The organism is Acidovorax sp. T1, assembly GCF_002176815.1.
Taxonomy (GTDB): domain Bacteria; phylum Pseudomonadota; class Gammaproteobacteria; order Burkholderiales; family Burkholderiaceae_C; genus Acidovorax.
Window position 1 is genome coordinate 1,209,204 of sequence record NZ_CP021648.1, and the last position, 16,863, is coordinate 1,226,066.

17 protein-coding genes are annotated in these 16,863 nt (G+C 65.0%); 8 read left to right on the top strand and 9 right to left on the bottom strand.

Features of this window, described 5'->3' with window-relative positions; all coding sequences use genetic code 11:
• The first annotated feature begins 12 nt into the window (after positions 1-12).
• Positions 13-1,074 (top strand): tRNA epoxyqueuosine(34) reductase QueG, encoded by a 1,062-nt coding sequence (gene queG / locus CCX87_RS05820; protein WP_087744540.1) that lies wholly within the window; start codon positions 13-15, stop codon positions 1,072-1,074.
• A 76-nt stretch (positions 1,075-1,150) separates the two neighbouring features.
• Here the strand turns inward: queG and CCX87_RS05825 are convergent, their stop codons facing one another.
• Complete coding sequence (locus tag CCX87_RS05825; protein WP_087744542.1) at positions 1,151-2,056, bottom strand: AEC family transporter; 906 nt, start codon at positions 2,054-2,056, stop codon at positions 1,151-1,153.
• A gap of 122 nt (positions 2,057-2,178) precedes the next feature.
• Here CCX87_RS05825 and CCX87_RS05830 point away from each other — a divergent pair, with 122 nt between their 5' ends.
• Complete coding sequence (locus tag CCX87_RS05830) at positions 2,179-3,141, top strand: tripartite tricarboxylate transporter substrate binding protein BugE (protein ID WP_087744544.1); 963 nt, start codon at positions 2,179-2,181, stop codon at positions 3,139-3,141.
• A 65-nt stretch (positions 3,142-3,206) separates the two neighbouring features.
• On the top strand, positions 3,207-4,106 hold the full coding sequence (gene xerD / locus CCX87_RS05835; protein ID WP_087744546.1) for a site-specific tyrosine recombinase XerD: 900 nt from the start codon (positions 3,207-3,209) through the stop codon (positions 4,104-4,106).
• An 11-nt stretch (positions 4,107-4,117) separates the two neighbouring features.
• Here the strand turns inward: xerD and CCX87_RS05840 are convergent, their stop codons facing one another.
• From CCX87_RS05840 to CCX87_RS05850, 3 genes are all read right to left on the bottom strand, one after another.
• On the bottom strand, positions 4,118-5,401 hold the full coding sequence (locus CCX87_RS05840) for an EAL and HDOD domain-containing protein (RefSeq protein WP_087744548.1): 1,284 nt from the start codon (positions 5,399-5,401) through the stop codon (positions 4,118-4,120).
• A 108-nt stretch (positions 5,402-5,509) separates the two neighbouring features.
• Positions 5,510-6,775, bottom strand: coding sequence for an EAL and HDOD domain-containing protein (locus CCX87_RS05845; RefSeq protein ID WP_087744550.1), 1,266 nt, complete (start codon positions 6,773-6,775; stop codon positions 5,510-5,512).
• Positions 6,776-6,879: 104 nt separating this feature from the next.
• Positions 6,880-7,683, bottom strand: coding sequence for a ferritin-like domain-containing protein (locus tag CCX87_RS05850; protein ID WP_087744552.1), 804 nt, complete (start codon positions 7,681-7,683; stop codon positions 6,880-6,882).
• A gap of 95 nt (positions 7,684-7,778) precedes the next feature.
• On the opposite strand from CCX87_RS05850, the gene CCX87_RS05855 reads away from it, so the two are divergent.
• Both CCX87_RS05855 and hslO read left to right on the top strand, forming a co-directional pair.
• On the top strand, positions 7,779-8,303 hold the full coding sequence (locus CCX87_RS05855; protein WP_087744554.1) for a gamma carbonic anhydrase family protein: 525 nt from the start codon (positions 7,779-7,781) through the stop codon (positions 8,301-8,303).
• Positions 8,304-8,341: 38 nt separating this feature from the next.
• Entirely contained in the window at positions 8,342-9,334 is a 993-nt protein-coding gene (gene hslO / locus CCX87_RS05860) for an Hsp33 family molecular chaperone HslO (protein ID WP_087744556.1), read from the top strand.
• On the opposite strand, the gene CCX87_RS05865 is transcribed toward hslO, so the two are convergent.
• The 5 genes from CCX87_RS05865 to CCX87_RS05885 form a co-directional block, all read right to left on the bottom strand.
• Positions 9,324-9,866 (bottom strand): hypothetical protein, encoded by a 543-nt coding sequence (locus tag CCX87_RS05865; RefSeq protein WP_087744558.1) that lies wholly within the window; start codon positions 9,864-9,866, stop codon positions 9,324-9,326. The genes hslO and CCX87_RS05865 overlap by 11 nt on opposite strands.
• A gap of 43 nt (positions 9,867-9,909) precedes the next feature.
• Entirely contained in the window at positions 9,910-10,188 is a 279-nt protein-coding gene (locus tag CCX87_RS05870) for a septum formation initiator family protein (protein WP_087744560.1), read from the bottom strand.
• A 132-nt stretch (positions 10,189-10,320) separates the two neighbouring features.
• Positions 10,321-11,607 carry a phosphopyruvate hydratase gene (gene eno / locus CCX87_RS05875; protein ID WP_087744563.1) on the bottom strand — a complete coding sequence of 429 codons (1,287 nt, stop codon included), beginning with the start codon at positions 11,605-11,607 and terminating at the stop codon, positions 10,321-10,323.
• Between the two features lie 97 nt (positions 11,608-11,704).
• Positions 11,705-12,562, bottom strand: coding sequence for a 3-deoxy-8-phosphooctulonate synthase (gene kdsA, locus CCX87_RS05880; RefSeq protein WP_087744564.1), 858 nt, complete (start codon positions 12,560-12,562; stop codon positions 11,705-11,707).
• Between the two features lie 12 nt (positions 12,563-12,574).
• Positions 12,575-14,233 (bottom strand): CTP synthase, encoded by a 1,659-nt coding sequence (locus CCX87_RS05885; RefSeq protein ID WP_087744566.1) that lies wholly within the window; start codon positions 14,231-14,233, stop codon positions 12,575-12,577.
• 92 nt (positions 14,234-14,325) lie between these two features.
• Between CCX87_RS05885 and coaBC the strand changes: the two genes are divergently transcribed.
• The 3 genes from coaBC to CCX87_RS05900 all read left to right on the top strand — a co-directional run bounded on the left by coaBC (position 14,326) and on the right by CCX87_RS05900 (position 16,859).
• Positions 14,326-15,549 carry a bifunctional phosphopantothenoylcysteine decarboxylase/phosphopantothenate--cysteine ligase CoaBC gene (gene coaBC, locus CCX87_RS05890; RefSeq protein ID WP_087744568.1) on the top strand — a complete coding sequence of 408 codons (1,224 nt, stop codon included), beginning with the start codon at positions 14,326-14,328 and terminating at the stop codon, positions 15,547-15,549.
• A 107-nt stretch (positions 15,550-15,656) separates the two neighbouring features.
• Positions 15,657-16,103 carry a dUTP diphosphatase gene (gene dut / locus CCX87_RS05895; RefSeq protein ID WP_087748198.1) on the top strand — a complete coding sequence of 149 codons (447 nt, stop codon included), beginning with the start codon at positions 15,657-15,659 and terminating at the stop codon, positions 16,101-16,103.
• Between the two features lie 204 nt (positions 16,104-16,307).
• A complete protein-coding gene (locus CCX87_RS05900; protein WP_087744570.1) occupies positions 16,308-16,859 on the top strand; it encodes a glycine zipper 2TM domain-containing protein in 552 nt (183 codons plus the stop codon).
• Positions 16,860-16,863: the final 4 nt, after the last annotated feature.

Genomic DNA, 16,863 nt, shown 5'->3' on the forward strand with positions numbered 1-16,863 from the left:
CTCGTTCCTCAAATGCGGGAGTGGGCCCGTGAACTGGGATTTTCCCAAATTGGCGTGGCGGGGGTGGATTTGTCTGCCGCCGAGCCGGGGTTGATGCAGTGGCTGGCCCAAGGGTTCCATGGCGACATGCATTACATGGCTGCGCATGGCCTCAAGCGCGCCCGCCCGGCCGAGCTGGTGCCGGGCACCGTGAGCGTGATCACCGCGCGCATGGATTATTTGCCGCGCGACACTTTCACACCAGCGCCCCAGCAGGCACAAGGCGGCTGGCAGGCCGTCGAGTTGGCCCGCCTTTCGCGCCCGCAAGAGGGCATTGTGTCGGTCTATGCGCGGGGGCGCGACTACCACAAGGTGCTGCGCGCGCGCCTGCAAAAGCTCAGCGACCGCATTGGCGAGGCCGTGGGGCCTTTTGGCCACCGCGTGTTCACCGATTCGGCGCCGGTGCTGGAGGCCGAACTGGCCGCGCGCAGCGGGCAGGGCTGGCGCGGCAAGCACACGCTGGTGCTCCACCGCGAAGCGGGCTCGATGTTCTTTCTGGGCGAGATCTACGTGGACATGGCCTTGCCGCCCAGCGAGCCCGTCACGGCGCACTGCGGCAGCTGCAGCGCCTGCATGGACGTGTGCCCCACGCAGGCCATCATTGCGCCGCACCGGCTGGATGCGCGGCGCTGCATCTCGTACCTGACCATCGAGCACGCCGGGCCGATTCCGCTGGAGCTGCGCCCGCTGATGGGCAACCGCATCTATGGCTGCGACGATTGCCAGCTGATCTGCCCCTGGAACAAGTTTGCGCAGGTCAGCCGCCTGCCGGATTTTGACGAGCGCAAGGGGCTGGCGGGCCAGCAGCTGGTGCACCTGTTTGCCTGGGACGAGGCCACCTTTTTGCGCATGACCGAGGGCGGCCCCATCCGCCGCATCGGGCATGAACGCTGGCTGCGCAACGTCGCGGTGGCGCTGGGCAATGCGCTGCGTGCCACGGGCGATGCCGGGGTGCGCGCGGCGCTGCAGTCCCGCGCCGAGGACGCCAGTGCGCTGGTGCGCGAGCATGTGACGTGGGCGCTTGATTTGGAGTGAAAAGTACCTCTGGCGCTTTGTGTATAAGCGCTGGTAGCTATTTAATTGATAGTGCTTGCGTCGCTGGCGGCAGGCGTCAGCGCAAGAACCCCAGCGCAAAAGGCAGGCTCACCACGCCCAGCAGCGTGGACAGCGTGACCAGCCCCGCCACATACGGCCCGTTGTAGCCCATGCGCGCCGCCAGCACATAGCAGGTGGACGCGGTGGGCAGGGCCGAAAACGCCAGCAGCACGGTGGTCTGCACCGGGTTGAGCGCGAACAGCTGGGCCATGGCAAAGGCGATGAGCGGCTGCACCAGGTGGCGAATCGACAGCACGGCGATGCTCAGCGTCTTGCTGCGCGTGAGCAGGCCGAACTGCATGCCCGCGCCCGCCGCCATCAGGCCCAGCGCCAGCGAGGCCGCGCTGATGCGGCTTACCGTGGGTTCCAGCCAATCGGGAATGCGAAAGCCCAGCAGGTTGGCCACCAGCCCCGAGGCGGTGGCAACGATCAGGGGGTTGCGCAGCAGTTCGCGCGCAAAGCCGTGCTGGCCGTGGCGCGCCATGGGCCACACGGCGGCCACGTTGAACAGCGGCACGCACACACCGATCAGCACGGCAATCATCAGCAGGCCCTGCGCGCCGGCCAGGCGCTCGGCCAGAGCCAGGCCGATGAAGGAGTTGAAGCGAAATGCCACCTGCGCGCTGGCGGCGTGGTCGCGGGCGTCGATGCGCTGGCCCAGCCAGGGCCAGTGCGGCAGGCTGTAGGCCAGTGCAATGCCGGCCAGGCCCGACAGCACGCCTGCGCTGATCAGGCCCGACGCTGCGCGGATGTCCACCGGGCTTTTCACGATGGACTGGAACAGCAGCACGGGAAACAGCAGGTAGTACACCAGGCTCTCCACGGGCTGCCAGACGGAGCGGTTGAGGGCGGTGTAGCGGCAGACCAGGTAGCCGAAGAGGATGAGGGTGAAGTCGGGGAGGAGGAGTTGGGCGTAATTCACGGAGCCGAGAATACCTGACGGCGCTGCTTTCTGCGGGTTAGCCCCTATGGGGAATCTTTGGACAGGACGGCTGGTGAATGCGCATAACATGGAGACTTGTAACCCCCAAAAAGGAGAATCGAATGCACCGTCGTCAATGGCTCGCTCTCACCCTTGCGGCCGCTACGGGCGCCGCCGCGGCCCAGGGCTATCCCACCAAGGTCATCAAGCTGCAGGTGCCGTTTGCACCTGGCGGCACCACCGACATCATCGCCCGCGTCATTGCAGACCCGCTGGGCCGCGCGCTCGGCCAGAGCGTGATCGTGGAAAACAAATCGGGCGGCGGCGGCATCGTGGGCGCCAATGAAACGGCCAAGTCGGCCCCCGATGGCTACACGCTTGGCATTGCCACGGTGTCCACCACGGCAGCCAATCCGGCCATCAACCCCAAGACGCCGTACAACCCGCTGACCGATTTCACGCCCATCATCAACATCGCCGCCACGCCCAACATCATTGCGGTGCATCCCAGCTTCCCGGCCAAGGATTACAAGGCCTTCGTGGCCGAGCTGAAGAAGTCGCCCGGCAAGTACTCGTACTCGTCCTCGGGCACCGGCGGCATTGGCCACCTGCAGATGGAGCTGTACAAGAACCTCTCGGGCACCTTTGTGACGCACATTCCCTACCGGGGCGCAGGCCCCGCCCTGAACGACACCGTGGCCGGCCAGGTGCCCATGATTTTTGACAACCTGCCTTCGGCGCTGCCCTTCATCAAGGAAAGCCGCCTGGTGCCCATCGTGGTGGCAGCATCCCAGCGCGTGCCGTCCCTGCCCAATGTGCCCACTTTCAAGGAGCTGGGCCTGGAGCCGGTGAACCGCATGGCCTACTACGGCATCGTGGGCCCCAAGGGCTTGCCCAAGGACATCGTCGACAAGGTCAACGCCGCCGTGCGCAAGGCCCTGGAAGATCCGGCCGTGAAAAAACGCATTGAAGACACGGGCTCGCTCATTGTGGGCAACACCCCCGACCAGTTTGCCGCGCAGATCAAAGCCGAATACGCGGTCTACAAGGATGTGGTGGCGAAGCAAAAGCTCACGCTGGATTAACTGCACGCCTTGCCACGCCAGCCGCCCGCAATCTGGGCGGCTTTTTTACGTGCTATCGTTTTTAGATGCTTGCTGCCAGTTTGACCGCCATCGATACCTTTGTGGACGCCCTGTGGCTGGAGGACGGCCTGGCACGCAACACGCTGGCCGCCTACCGGCGCGACCTCACGCTGTATGCCACCTGGCTGGCCGGCCAGCAGCCTGGGCTGGCACTGGATGACACGGCCGAGCACCACCTGCAGGCCTACTTTGCCGAGCGCCATGCCCAGACGCGGGCCACGTCGGCCAACCGGCGCCTGACGGTGCTGCGGCGCTACTTTCACTGGGCCCTGCGCGAGGGGCGCATCAGCGCCGATCCCACGGTGCGGCTGCAGGCGGCACGCCAGCCGCTGCGCGTGCCCAAAACCCTGTCTCAGGCACAGGTGGAGGCGCTGCTGAACGCCCCCGATGTGGGCACCCCGCTGGGCCTGCGCGACCGCACCATGCTGGAGCTGATGTATGCCAGCGGGCTGCGGGTGACCGAGCTGGTCACGCTCAAGACCTTTCAGCTTGGCCTGAATGAAGGCGTGCTGCGGGTGATGGGCAAGGGCAGCAAGGAGCGCCTGGTGCCGTTTGGTGAGGAAGCGCGGCTGTGGATCGATCGCTACCTGCACGAATCGCGCGGCGTGATTCTGGGCGGCCAGCAGACCGAGGACCTGTTTGTCACCCAGCGCGGAGCGGGCATGACGCGCGTCATGTTCTGGATGATCGTCAAGAAGTGGGCGGCGGTGGCGGGCATTACCGTGCCCCTGTCGCCGCACACGCTGCGCCATGCCTTTGCCACCCACCTGCTCAACCATGGTGCCGATCTGCGGGTGGTGCAGCTGCTGCTGGGCCATGTGGATATTTCCACCACCACCATCTACACCCATGTGGCGCGCGAACGCCTGAAGGCGCTGCACGCAAGCCACCATCCGCGGGGGTGAGTGGGCCCGGGTTAAGCCTCGCCCAGGCTCTCGGCCCAGGTCAGGGCCTGCAGGTGGGCCCAGTTGACCTGGCGGTTGGACAGGTGCAGCGCCTCTGCTGCCTTGGCAAAGGCCACTTCGTCGCCGCTTTCGCAAGCGCGTGTGAGTTCGAGAAACGGTGCAAATACACCGGTGCCATGCAGCAGTGCGTCCGTCACCGTTTGGGGCAGTGCCACCGATGCCAGGGCTTTTTCCAGCGGCACGCCCAGCATCACATCGAGCAGCGAGAAAACGCCCACCACAAAGGCGTTGTCGCATTCCTCGGGGGGGAGCAGTTCAGCCGCCAGCAATTCCATCAGGCGGCCCCGCACCACCGCAGTGGTTCCCGCCGCTGGCGGGGCGCCGCCGGCCCGCGAGGTGGTCATGAGCAAGGCGGCCCAGCGGAACAGTTTCTTGAGGCCCAGGATCATCACGGCATGGCGGAACGAGGTGACCTCGCACGACAGGCCAAAGCCCGAGGAATTGATGAAGCGCAGCAGGTTGAAAGACAGCGTGGGGTCTTTCTTGAGCAACTCTTCGATCTCGGCCGTGCTGGCTTGTTTGCGCACCAGGTTGATCAACTGGATGATGGTGGCTTGCGACGGGCGGATGGTGGTGGCCTTGACCAGCGCGGGCTTGGCGAACCAGTAGCCCTGGAACAGCTTGACCCCCAGGTCCGCCATCAGCTGGTATTGCTCGTGGGTTTCCACCTTCTCCGCAATCAGCGTGGCCTGGCTGTTGGTGCCGGCAAATTGGACCAGCGGGCTCGCCAGTTCGGGCTTGAAGGCCTGCATGTCGAGCTTGATGAAACCTGCCAGTGGCAACCACGACACATAGCTGCGCTTGAGCACGTTCTGGTCGAACGCCAGCCGGAAACCGCGCGTGCGCAAGGCATCCAGCGTGGCAACCCGGGCCTCAATGTCTTCGACCGTGGCGCCGTCGGCGAGCGGGGGCACTTCCAGCACCACCTTGTCGGGGTGGATGAGTTCCAGGTGGCCGCCTGCCAGGCTTTCATGCGTGCAGTTGATGAAAACCGTCTTCTTGCCCACCAAAGCTTCGGTGCCGGCATACGACAAGGCATTGAACAGCAGGGCGGCATCGCTGGCGGCGGTGTGGGAGTCGGTTGCTGTGGATCGGTCGAACAGCTCGTAGCCATAGACAGTGCGGTTCGCATCCACGATGGCCTGGCGCGCGATGATGGCCAGATTGTCGGCCTCCATGCTCTCGGGGGCCGCGACGCAGGCTTCCGGGGTGTCTGGTTCTGGTGTGCTCGACATGAATTCGCTGTGAAGGGTGTTGGGGGGCTCCGGGTCATTTTAGACCCGTGCCTGCGCACGGGAGCGCTTTGGCGGGATGCGCGGGCATGTCGGGGTTTTCACGCCTTCTCAGTCCGTGATCTGGTCAGCCCAGGCCAGTGCCTGCAGATGGGCGAAGTTGATTTGCTGGCTGGACAGGTGCAGGGTGCCGGCTGCGCGGTCAAACACCGAGTCGTCGCTGGATTCGCAGGCCTCGGCGAGCGTGAGCAGATCACCCAGAAAACCTGTGCGGTGCAGCAGGGCATCCGAAACCTCATCGGGCACGCTCAGCAGGCCGAGCGCCGACGCCATGGGCATGTTCAGCATCACGTCCAGCAGCGAGAAGATGCCCGCCACGAAGGCCAGGTCGGCCTCTTCGGGGGGCAGGGTTTCCAGTGCCAGCAGTTCCATCAGCCGTCCTCGCACCACGGCCGTTTGGCCCACCGATGAAGGCGTGCCACTTGTGCGTGATGTGGTGAGCAGCAGGGCCGCCCAGCGGAAAAGCTTTTTCAGGCCCATGAGCATCACGGCCTGGCGGAAGGATGTGATCTCGCGGTTCAGGCCAAAGCCTGACGAGTTGATGAGCCGCATGAGGTTGAATGCCAGCCCTGCGTCTTTCTTGAACACTTCCTCAATGTCATCGGTGCTGGCCTGCTTGCGCACCAGATTGATGAGCTGGATGATGCTGGCCTGCGCGGCGGGAAGCAGCTTGGCCTCGATGAGCGCGGGGCGGGCGAACCAGTAACCCTGGAACAGCTCGATGCCCTGGCTGGAAACCATGTCGTACTGCTGCGCGGTTTCAACCTTCTCGGCAATGAGTTCGGCCTGCGAGTGGCGGCCGGCATAGTTGATCAGCACGGCCAGCTGGTCGAGGGCGAGCACCGACAGATCGAGCTTGATGTAGTCGGCCAGCGGCAGCCAGGGGGCGTAGGCCGATTCCAGCACCGTGTGGTTGAACGCCAGGTGAAAGCCGCGCTCGCGCAGCGCCGCCAGAATGGGCAGGCGGGCCACCACCTCGGCGCCGGCGGTGTGGCCCAGCGGCGGAATTTCGAGGACAACCTTGTCCGGTTCCACCAATTCGAGGTGCCCGCCCGCCAGGCTTTCATGGGTGCAATTGACGAAGATGAGCTTCTTGCCCACCAGCTCTTCGGTGCCCGCATGGGACAGGGCGGTAAACACCAAAATGACATCGGTGGCGGCCGTGTGCCCAGTGCCGCTGCGAGACCGGTTGAACAGCTCATAGCCCACCACTACGTGCTGGGCGTTCACGATCGCCTGCCGCGCAATCATGGCGACGGACGATTGGCTTTGGGGCGGTGGGGGCGAGGAGGCGCTGCTGTCAGGGTGTGTGGGCATGAATGGTGGGTCTATTTTCGGCGTGCCAAAAAGCCATGACGGCATGGATTGATTGTAGAAAAATCGGGCAGTGCGGGTGTCAGATCGTGAACCAGTGCTCAGCATCAGCCCTGCTGCAGCCACCGCAATTCGGCTTCGGTAAAACCCGCGCTGCGGCGGGCGGCTTCGTTGAACGGGGGCTTGAGCCGCGGCGCCTCGTACTGGCGCACCAGCTGGCCGTACAGGGTTTCGGGGTCCAGTCCCTGGCGCGCGCACAGCCAGCGGTACCAGTGGTTGCCAATGGCCACATGGCCCACCTCGTCGTGCAGGATGGTGTCGAGAATGGCGGCCGCCGCCAGCGCATCGGGCGTGCCCACCTGGCGCAGCTTGCGCTGTATTTGCGGCGTGGCGTCCAGCCCGCGCGCTTCCATGGTGCGCGGCACCAGGGCCATGCGGGCCACGATGTCGTGCTGCGTTTTCTCGCACATGGTCCACAGGCCCTGGTGGGCCGGGAAGTCGCCGTAGTCATGCCCCTGGTGGCGCAGGTGCTCGCGCAGCAGCCCAAAGTGCTGGGCCTCTTCGGCCGCCACGCGCAGCCAGTCGAGGTAATAGGCCTGCGGCATGCCATCAAAGCGCCAGACTGCATCCAGGGCCAGGTTGATGGCGTTGAACTCGATGTGCGCGATGGCATGGATGAGAACGGCGCGCCCTTCGGCGGTGGCCGGGGAGCGGCGGGCGACCTCGGTGTGGCGCAGCAGGGTGGGTCGCTCGGGGTGGCCGGGCAGGGCGCCGACATCCGGCGGGATTGTGGGGGCTTGTTCTGCTATTGAAAGCGTAGCTGCTTGCGCTTGAAGGGAAAGCGCTGCAGCGGCTTTTTGTTCAGGGTCTGTGAGGCACAAGACCTGCAGTGCACGTTGGCGAAGCTCCATCCTTACAATTCTAGGCCCTGCGTGGGGTTGGGCTGAAGGCCAGAGCATCGGCGTTGTAACCAACAGGCAGATCCCTTTTTTACGGAGTGTGGTGCATGGCGATTTACGAACTCGATGGCGCGGCCCCGCGCGTGGCGGTCTCGGCCTGGGTGGCCGACAGCGCGCAGGTGATTGGCAATGTGGCGCTGGGCGAGGATGCCAGCGTGTGGTTTGGCACCGTGGTGCGCGGCGATACGGAGGCCATCACCATCGGCGCGGGCAGCAACATCCAGGACGCCAGCGTGCTGCATGCCGACTTCGGCAAGCCGCTGGTGGTGGGTGAGCGCGTGACCGTGGGCCACCAGGTCATGCTGCACGGCTGCACCATTGGCGACGAGACGCTGATCGGCATCGGCGCCATCGTGCTCAATGGCGCCAAAATCGGCAAGAACTGTCTGGTGGGCGCCGGCGCGCTGGTGACCGAGGGCAAGGAGTTTCCGGATGGCTCCATGATCATCGGCAGCCCCGCCAAGGCCGTGCGCGAACTGACCCCCGAGCAGATCGAAGGCCTGCGCCAGAGCGCGCAGCACTACATCGACAACGCGCGCCGCTTCCAATCCGGCCTGCGCAAAATCGGCTGAACGCCGCTACGGCCCCTTATTTCTTCTGGAACCCCTGCGTGTCTGAACTCCACAAGTTTCTTTTCGATGGCATGCCCGTGCGCGGCATGCTCGTGCGCCTGACAGAGGCCTGGACCGACATCCTGCACCGCCGCGCCAGCAACACCACCACCGGCCCCTATCCCGCGCCCGTGCGCGAGCTGCTGGGTGAAATGGCGGCGGCCGGCGTGCTGATGCAGTCCAACATCAAGTTCAACGGCGCGCTGGTGCTGCAGGTGTTTGGCGACGGCCCGGTCAAGCTGGCGGTGGCCGAGGTGCAGTCTGACCTGAGCCTGCGCGCCACCGCCACGGTGAACGGCCCCGTGGCCGACGATGCGCGCCTGAGCCAGATGCTCAATGTGGCCGGCGGCGGGCGCTGCGCCATCACGCTCGACCCCAAGGACCGGCACCCGGGCCAGCAGCCCTACCAGGGCGTGGTGCCGCTGCATGGCGACCACCACGAAAAGCTGGAGCGCCTGTCGGACGTGCTGCAGCACTACATGCTGCAATCCGAGCAGCTTGACACCGTGCTGGTGCTGGCCGCCAACGACACCGTGGCGGCCGGCCTGCTGATCCAGCGCATGCCCCTCAAGGGCGAGGGCAACCTGGCTGGGGGTCTGACGCACCGCGAAAACGAAGACCAGATCGGCCGGAACGAGGACTACAACCGCATTGCCCACCTGGCATCGAGCCTGACCCGCGAAGAGTTGCTGACCCTGGATGTGGACACCATCCTGCGCCGCCTCTTCTGGGAAGAAAAACTGCTGCGGTTCGAGCCGCAGGTGGGTGCCACCGGCCCGCACTTTGCCTGCAGCTGCAACCGCGAGCGCGTGGGCAACATGTTGCGCAGCCTGGGCCGGGACGAGATCGAAAGCATCCTGGCCGAGCGCGATGACGTCGAGGTGGGTTGCGAGTTCTGTGGCCAGCAATACCGCTTTGACGCGGTGGATGCGGCGCAGATTTTTGTCTCGCCCACTGTCAGCCAGCCGCCGGTGCCCCCTGTCATCCAGTAAGCCGGCCGACCCGGCTGGCCGCGCCCCGGCCGGTGAGGGCGCTGAACAGGCGATGCTCGCATTCGGGGTCGCTGCATTTCTCGCAATCCCAGGCGCGCAGGCGCAGGGGTTTTTGCTCCAGCAGGTCGCAAGCGCTTGCCGGTAATGCGGGTTTAGCTATTGATTCAATAGCTTTCAAGGCGTTTGCGATCCGTTTGGCGCCTTGGCCGTACACCACCAGATAGCGCACGCCGGCATGTGCCAGCATGGTGCGCAGTTGTGTGTCAAAGGCCTCGCGCCGGGCTTGTTCGGGCGCGGGGCAGGGCGTATCCAGCCCCATCAGCAAGGTGGTGGCGGCGCGGTGCAGGGTGTCGCGGATTTCGGTGGGCAGCTGCGTGGCGTTTGTCACTGCAGTCACTGCAGTCACTGCAGTCACGGCAATCACCTGCGCCGTCATCGCGAAGTTTTCTAGCCGTCGGTTGATGGCTTCGGCCAGCTCGGGGGCGCCGGTGCCGGGCGCTCCCAGCAGGGCAATGGTCTGCTGCGCAGGCACGGTGGGGAGCGTGGGTAGATGGGTAGAGGCCAGGCCCGGCGGGTCAGCGGGGCGTGTATTGCACGTAAACCTCGTTGGGCTTGACCATGCCCAGCTCGCTGCGTGCCTTTTCTTCCACCATGTCCAGCCCCTCCTTGAGGTCGTGCACCTCGGAGTTCAGGCGCTCGTTGGCCTGGCGGGCCTGGTCGTTGGCCGCCGTTTGCGCGGCCAGCTGGCGCTGCATTTCCTGCACGCGGGGAATGCTGCCCCGGCCCAGCCAGAGCTGGGCGTGCAGGGCTGCCAGCAAAGCCAGCAGGACAACGGGCACAAGACGGGACACCATGGCCTAAATGGTACGGCTGCGCCCGCAAGACGCAAGCGCGTTTTGCGTTCCACCCAGCCGCTGGCGCGCCACCCCACGCCGCCAGGCAGGCGTGAGGAAAGCGCAGCGAAGCCAGGTGGATGACGGCATGGCTCAGCGCAGGTTGTAGAACGCGGCGCGGCCCGGGTAGTGGGCAATTTCGCCCAGGTCTTCCTCGATGCGCAGCAGCTGGTTGTACTTGGCGATGCGGTCCGAGCGCGACAGCGAGCCGGTCTTGATCTGGCCGGCGTTGGTGCCCACGGCGATGTCGGCAATGGTGCTGTCTTCGGTTTCGCCCGAGCGGTGCGAGATCACGGCGGTGTAGCCGGCGCGCTTGGCCATCTCGATGGCGGCGAAGGTTTCGGTCAGCGTGCCAATCTGGTTGATCTTGATGAGGATCGAGTTGGCGATGCCCTTGTCGATGCCTTCCTTCAGGATCTTGGTGTTGGTGACGAACAGGTCGTCGCCCACCAACTGCACGTTGTGGCCCAGGCGCTCGGTCAGGATCTTCCAGCCGTCCCAGTCGCCTTCGTGCATGCCGTCTTCGATGCTGATGATGGGGTACTTGTCGCACCACGATGCCAGCATGTCGGTCCATTGCTGGGCAGTGAGCTTCAGGCCGCCTTCGCCTTCGAGCACATACATGCCATCCTTGTAGAACTCGCTGGCCGCGCAATCGAGCCCCAGGGCGATCTGCTCGCCGGCCGTGTAGCCAGCGGCTTCGATGGCCTGCAGGATCAGCTGGATGGCGGCTTCGTGGTTTTCGACGCTGGGCGCAAAACCGCCTTCGTCACCCACGGCGGTGCTCATGCCCTTGTCGTGGATGATTTTTTTCAGCGCGTGGAACACCTCGGCGCCCCAGCGCACGGCTTCGCGAAAGCTTGGCGCGCCCACAGGGATGATCATGAACTCTTGCAGATCGAGGCTGTTGTTGGCATGCGCGCCGCCATTGATGACGTTCATCATCGGCACGGGCAACTGCACGCTGCCCATGCCGCCCAGGTAGCGGTACAGGGGCAGGCCCGATTCTTCGGCCGCGGCGCGGGCCACGGCCATCGACACGGCCAGCATGGCGTTGGCGCCCAGGCGGCTCTTGTTGTCGGTGCCGTCGAGGTCGATCAGGGTCTTGTCCAGAAAGCCCTGCTCGGAGGCATCGAGGCCCAGCACGGCTTCACTGATTTCGGTGTTGATGTGTTCCACGGCCTTGAGCACGCCTTTGCCCAGGTAGCGGCTCTTGTCGCCGTCGCGCAGCTCGATGGCTTCGCGCGAGCCGGTGGAGGCGCCCGAGGGCACGGCCGCGCGGCCCATCACGCCCGATTCAAGCAGCACGTCGCATTCAACGGTGGGGTTGCCGCGGCTGTCCAGCACTTCACGGCCTACGATGTCAACAATCGCACTCATGGTTTTCCTTTGGTGGGAAGTTTTAAATTTTTCAAGCCATTTTGGCCTGTAGCGCTTATGGAATAAGCGCTGTTAGCTATCAAAAATATACTGCGAATCAGGCGCTGAAGCTGTTTTCCAGGAACCCGCTTTGCTTGGTGACGTCATCGAGCGCCACCAGCGTTTCGAGCAGGGCCCGCATGTGCTTGAGCGGCACGGCGTTCGGCCCGTCCGACCAGGCCTCGGCGGGCCGGGGGTGGGTTTCCATGAACAGGCCCGCCACGCCGACGGCCACGCCGGCACGGGCCAGCACCGGCACCATGTCGCGGGCGCCGCCGCTCACGGCACCCAGGCCACCGGGCTTTTGCACCGAGTGGGTCACGTCGAACACCACCGGTGCGCCGGAGTTGCGCATCTCGGCCAGGCTGGTCATGTCGGCCACGAGGTTGTTGTAGCCAAAGCTCACTCCGCGCTCGCAGGCCAGGAAGCGGTCTTCCGACAGGCCGACTTCGGCCGCTGCAGCGCGGGCCTTGTCGATGACGTTCTTCATGTCCCAGGGCGCCAGAAATTGGCCCTTCTTGATGTTCACCGGTTTGCCGGACTGCGCCACGGCGCGGATGAAGTCGGTCTGGCGGCACAGAAAGGCGGGGGTTTGCAGCACATCGACCACGCTGGCCACCTCGGCGACCTGGGATGCGTCGTGCACGTCGGTCAGGATGGGCAGCTGCAGCTGGCGGCGCACCTCGTCCAGGATCTTCAGGCCCGCATCCAGCCCCACGCCACGCTGGCTGGTGCCCGACGAGCGGTTGGCCTTGTCGAACGAGCCCTTGTAGATCAGGGGAATGCCCAAAGCGGTGCAGGCTTCCTTGAGTTGGCCCGCGACGTCCAGCGACATCTGCAGGCCTTCAATGGAGCAGGTGCCCGCGATCAGGAAGAAGCGCTGGTCGAGGCCAACGTTGAATCCGCACAGCTGCATGGTGGGGTCCTCTTATGCGTTTTTCGCGGCTTGCTGGTGCTCGACCGCTGCCTTGATGAAGGCGTTGAAGAGCGGGTGGCCGTTCCAGGGCGTGGACTTGAACTCGGGGTGGAACTGCACGCCGATGAACCAGGGGTGCACGCTTTGCGGCAGCTCGACAATTTCGGTCAGGTGCTCGCGCTGCGTCAGCGCCGAAATCACCAGGCCTGCCTTGCGCAGCTGGTCCAGGTAGTTCACGTTGGCTTCGTAGCGGTGGCGGTGGCGCTCGGTCACCACATCGCCATAGATGCTGTGCGCCAGCGTGTCGGCCGCCACATCCGAGCTTTGCGCGCCCAGGCGCATGGTGCCGCCCAGATCCGAGTTTTCATCGCGCTTTTTGATGGTGCCGTCCGCATCCTTCCACTCGGTGATCAGGGCGATCACGGGGTGGGGCGTGGCGGGGTTGAACTCGGTGCTGTTGGCGTGGGCCAGGCCCGCCACATGGCGGGCGTATTCAATGGTGGCCACCTGCATCCCGAGGCAGATGCCCAGGTAGGGCACTTTTTGCTCGCGGGCGAACTGGGCCGTGGCGATCTTGCCTTCCACACCACGCTGGCCGAAGCCGCCGGGCACCAGGATGGCGTCGTACTTGGCGAGCTTGGCGGCGGCGTCGGCACCCTCGATGGTTTCGGAGTCGACATGGTCGATCTTCACGCGCACATGGTTGCGCATGCCGGCGTGGCGCAGGGCCTCGTTGACCGACTTGTAGCTGTCGGACAGGTCCACATACTTGCCCACCATGGCGATGGTGACCTCGCCTTGAGGGTGCTCGGTCTCAAACACCAGGTCGTCCCAGCGCTTGAGGCTGGTGGGCGGGGTGTTCAGGCGCAGCTTGTCGCAGATCAGGCCGTCCAGGCCCTGTTCGTGCAGCATGCGGGGCACCTTGTAGATGGTGTCCACGTCCCACATGCTGATCACGCCCCATTCGGGCACGTTGGTGAACAGCGAGATCTTGGCGCGCTCTTCATCCGGAATGCGGCGGTCTGCGCGGCACAGCAGGGCGTCGGCCTGGATGCCGATTTCGCGCAGTTTTTGCACGGTGTGCTGGGTGGGCTTGGTCTTGAGCTCGCCCGCTGCAGCAATCCAGGGCACATAGGTCAGGTGCACGAAAGCCGCGTTGTTGGGACCCATGCGCAGGCTCATCTGGCGCACGGCTTCGAGGAACGGCAGCGATTCGATGTCGCCCACGGTGCCGCCGATTTCGACGATGGCCACATCCACGGCATCGGGTGTGCCTACGCCGGCGCCGCGTTGGATGAATTCCTGGATCTCGTTGGTGACATGGGGGATGACCTGCACGGTCTTGCCCAGGTAGTCGCCGCGGCGCTCTTTCTCCAGCACGGACTGGTAAATCTTGCCCGTGGTGAAGTTGTTGGTTTTCTTCATGCGCGTTTCGATGAAACGCTCATAGTGGCCCAGATCCAGGTCGGTCTCTGCGCCGTCGTCGGTCACGAAAACCTCGCCGTGCTGGAACGGCGACATGGTGCCCGGATCTACGTTGATGTAGGGGTCAAGCTTGATGAGGGTGACTTTGAGTCCCCGCGATTCGAGGATCGCGGCAAGGGAGGCTGAGGCGATTCCCTTACCGAGGGAAGACACCACACCGCCGGTGACGAAGACAAATTTGGTCATGTCTTTTTTGGTGGTGGGAAATTGGGATTATAGATGGCCCCCCGCAAGTGCCCTGTCTGGCAGGGCTTTCTTCGTCTGCTAAATTCGCGCCCATGAATGAGCTTGCTGGCAAACACATTGTTCTGGGTCTGAGCGGAGGCGTGGCTTGCTACAAGGCGGCCGATCTGTGCCGCCAGCTCATCAAGGAGGGCGCCACCGTGCAGGTGGTGATGACCGAGGCGGCCGCGCAGTTCATCACGCCAGTCACCATGCAGGCGCTGTCGGGCCGGCCGGTGCATGGCTCGCAATGGGATGCGCGCGAGCCCAACAACATGCCCCACATCAACCTGAGCCGCGAGGCCGACGCCATTCTGATCGCGCCCTGCAGCGCCGACTTTGTGGCGCGGCTGGCGCAGGGGCGGGCCGATGAGCTGCTCAGCCTGCTGTGCCTGGCGCGGCCACAAGAGCGCGTGCCCTTGCTGCTGGCGCCCGCCATGAACCGCGAGATGTGGGCCCACCCGGCCACGCAGCGCAACCTGGCCCAGGTGGCCCAGGATGGCGCTGTGGTGCTGGGCGTGGGCAACGGCGACCAGGCCTGCGGCGAGACGGGCGACGGGCGCATGCTCGAACCTCTGGAGTTGCTGGAAGAGCTGGTGGCTTTTTTTGCGCCCAAGCTGCTGTCCGGCCGCAAGGTGTTGATCACGGCCGGCCCGACCTTCGAGGCCATCGACCCGGTGCGCGGCATCACCAATCTGTCCAGCGGCAAGATGGGTTTTTCCATAGCGCGCGCAGCCCGCGAGGCCGGCGCCGAGGTCACCCTGGTGGCCGGGCCGGTGCATTTGCCAACGCCGCGTGGCGTGCACCGCGTGGATGTGAAATCGGCACAGGAAATGCTTGCAGCCGTTGACCAGCGTGCGCAGATAGCTTCCATTTTTATAGCAACAGCGGCGGTGGCCGATTGGCGGCCCGCCGCGCCGTCCACCCAGAAGATCAAGAAGGATGGCTCGGGCCAGACGCCGGTAATGGGCTTTGTCGAAAACCCCGACATCCTTGCCACCGTGGCCCAGTCGCCGCATGCGCTGGTGGGCGATTTGTTCTGTGTAGGTTTCGCGGCCGAAAGCCACGATCTGCTGCAGCACGCCACGGCCAAGCGCCAGCGCAAGGGCGTGCCCTTGCTGGTGGGCAATATTGGCCCCGCCACCTTCGGGCAGGACGACAACGCACTGTTGCTGGTCGATGCGCAGGGGCATCGCGAGCTGCCCAGGGCCTCCAAGCGCGTGCTGGCCCGCCAGCTGATTGCCGAGATCGCGGCGCGGTTGCCGCGTCAACACGACTGACCAAGGCATTTCAAGAGCCGCCGCATGTTCCATCAGGCGCGGCCCGAGTGCGGCACGCCGCCCGATGGCGATTTCGCGCGCTATGCAGCGCATTGAGAAAGCAAAAAGTGAAGATTGACGTGAAGATTCTTGATCCGCGCATGGCGGATCAGTTGCCGACCTATGCCACGCCGGGCAGTGCGGGCCTGGACCTGCGGGCCTGCATCGATGCGCCCTTGGTGCTGGCGCCCAACGCCTGGCACCTGGTGCCCACGGGCATTGCCGTGTTCATCAAAGACCCAGGCTATGCTGCGCTCATCCTGCCGCGCTCGGGTCTGGGACACAAGCACGGCATCGTGCTGGGCAATCTGGTGGGCCTGATCGACAGCGATTACCAGGGGCAGCTCATGGTCAGTGCCTGGAATCGCAGCACCGTGCCTTTCACGCTGGAGCCCCTGGAGCGACTGGCCCAGTTGGTGATCGTTCCGGTGGTGCAGGCGCAGTTCAATGTGGTGGCTGAGTTCGAGGCCACCGAGCGTGGCGAGGGCGGCTACGGCTCCACGGGCAAGGGGTAGGCGACGGCACCGGGCTTGGGGGCGGGTTTCTGCGCTAACGTGTCGGCGCGTTCCTACAAGGCGGCGCGCCCGGTGCCGACCTGTGCGTTCGTGCTTCGCCGTCCTGGGGAGCCTCGGGCCCGTGCTTCAATTGATTCATTCGGCGGTGCAGTGAGCGACTGCGCCATGGCACCGCACCCACTGAAATATTGAAGGAGAACTGATATGCGCCAAATCACACGTTCCGCCACCCTGGTGGGCTCTGTCCTTTTGCTGGGAGCGCTGGCAGCCTGCGCGCCGCAGCAGCCCTACCCCTCGCAATACCCAACCCAGTCCCCAACCCAGTCCCCAGCGCAATATCCGTCGGGCGGATATTCCTCCGGCGGCTACCAAAGCAATGCGCCGGCCTATTCGAACCAGCCCATGGGCACCGAATACGGCCGCGTTGCCAATATCGAGGTGCTGCAGGGACGCACCCAAGGGCAAACCACTGGCGCAGGTGCCGTGCTCGGCGCCGTGGTGGGTGGCGTGCTGGGCAACCAGGTGGGTGGAGGCTCGGGCCGCACTGCGGCCACTGCGGTCGGCGTGATCGGTGGCGCGTTGGCGGGTAACGCCATTGAAGGGCGCAACAACACCGGCGGCGGCGAGGTGCAGGGGTACCGCATCTCGATCCAGCTCGACCAGGGCGGCTACCGTTCCTACGACGTGAGCAATCCGGGCGATCTGCGCCCAGGCGACCGGGTGCGTCTGTACAACGGTCAGATTTCCCGTCAGTAACCCG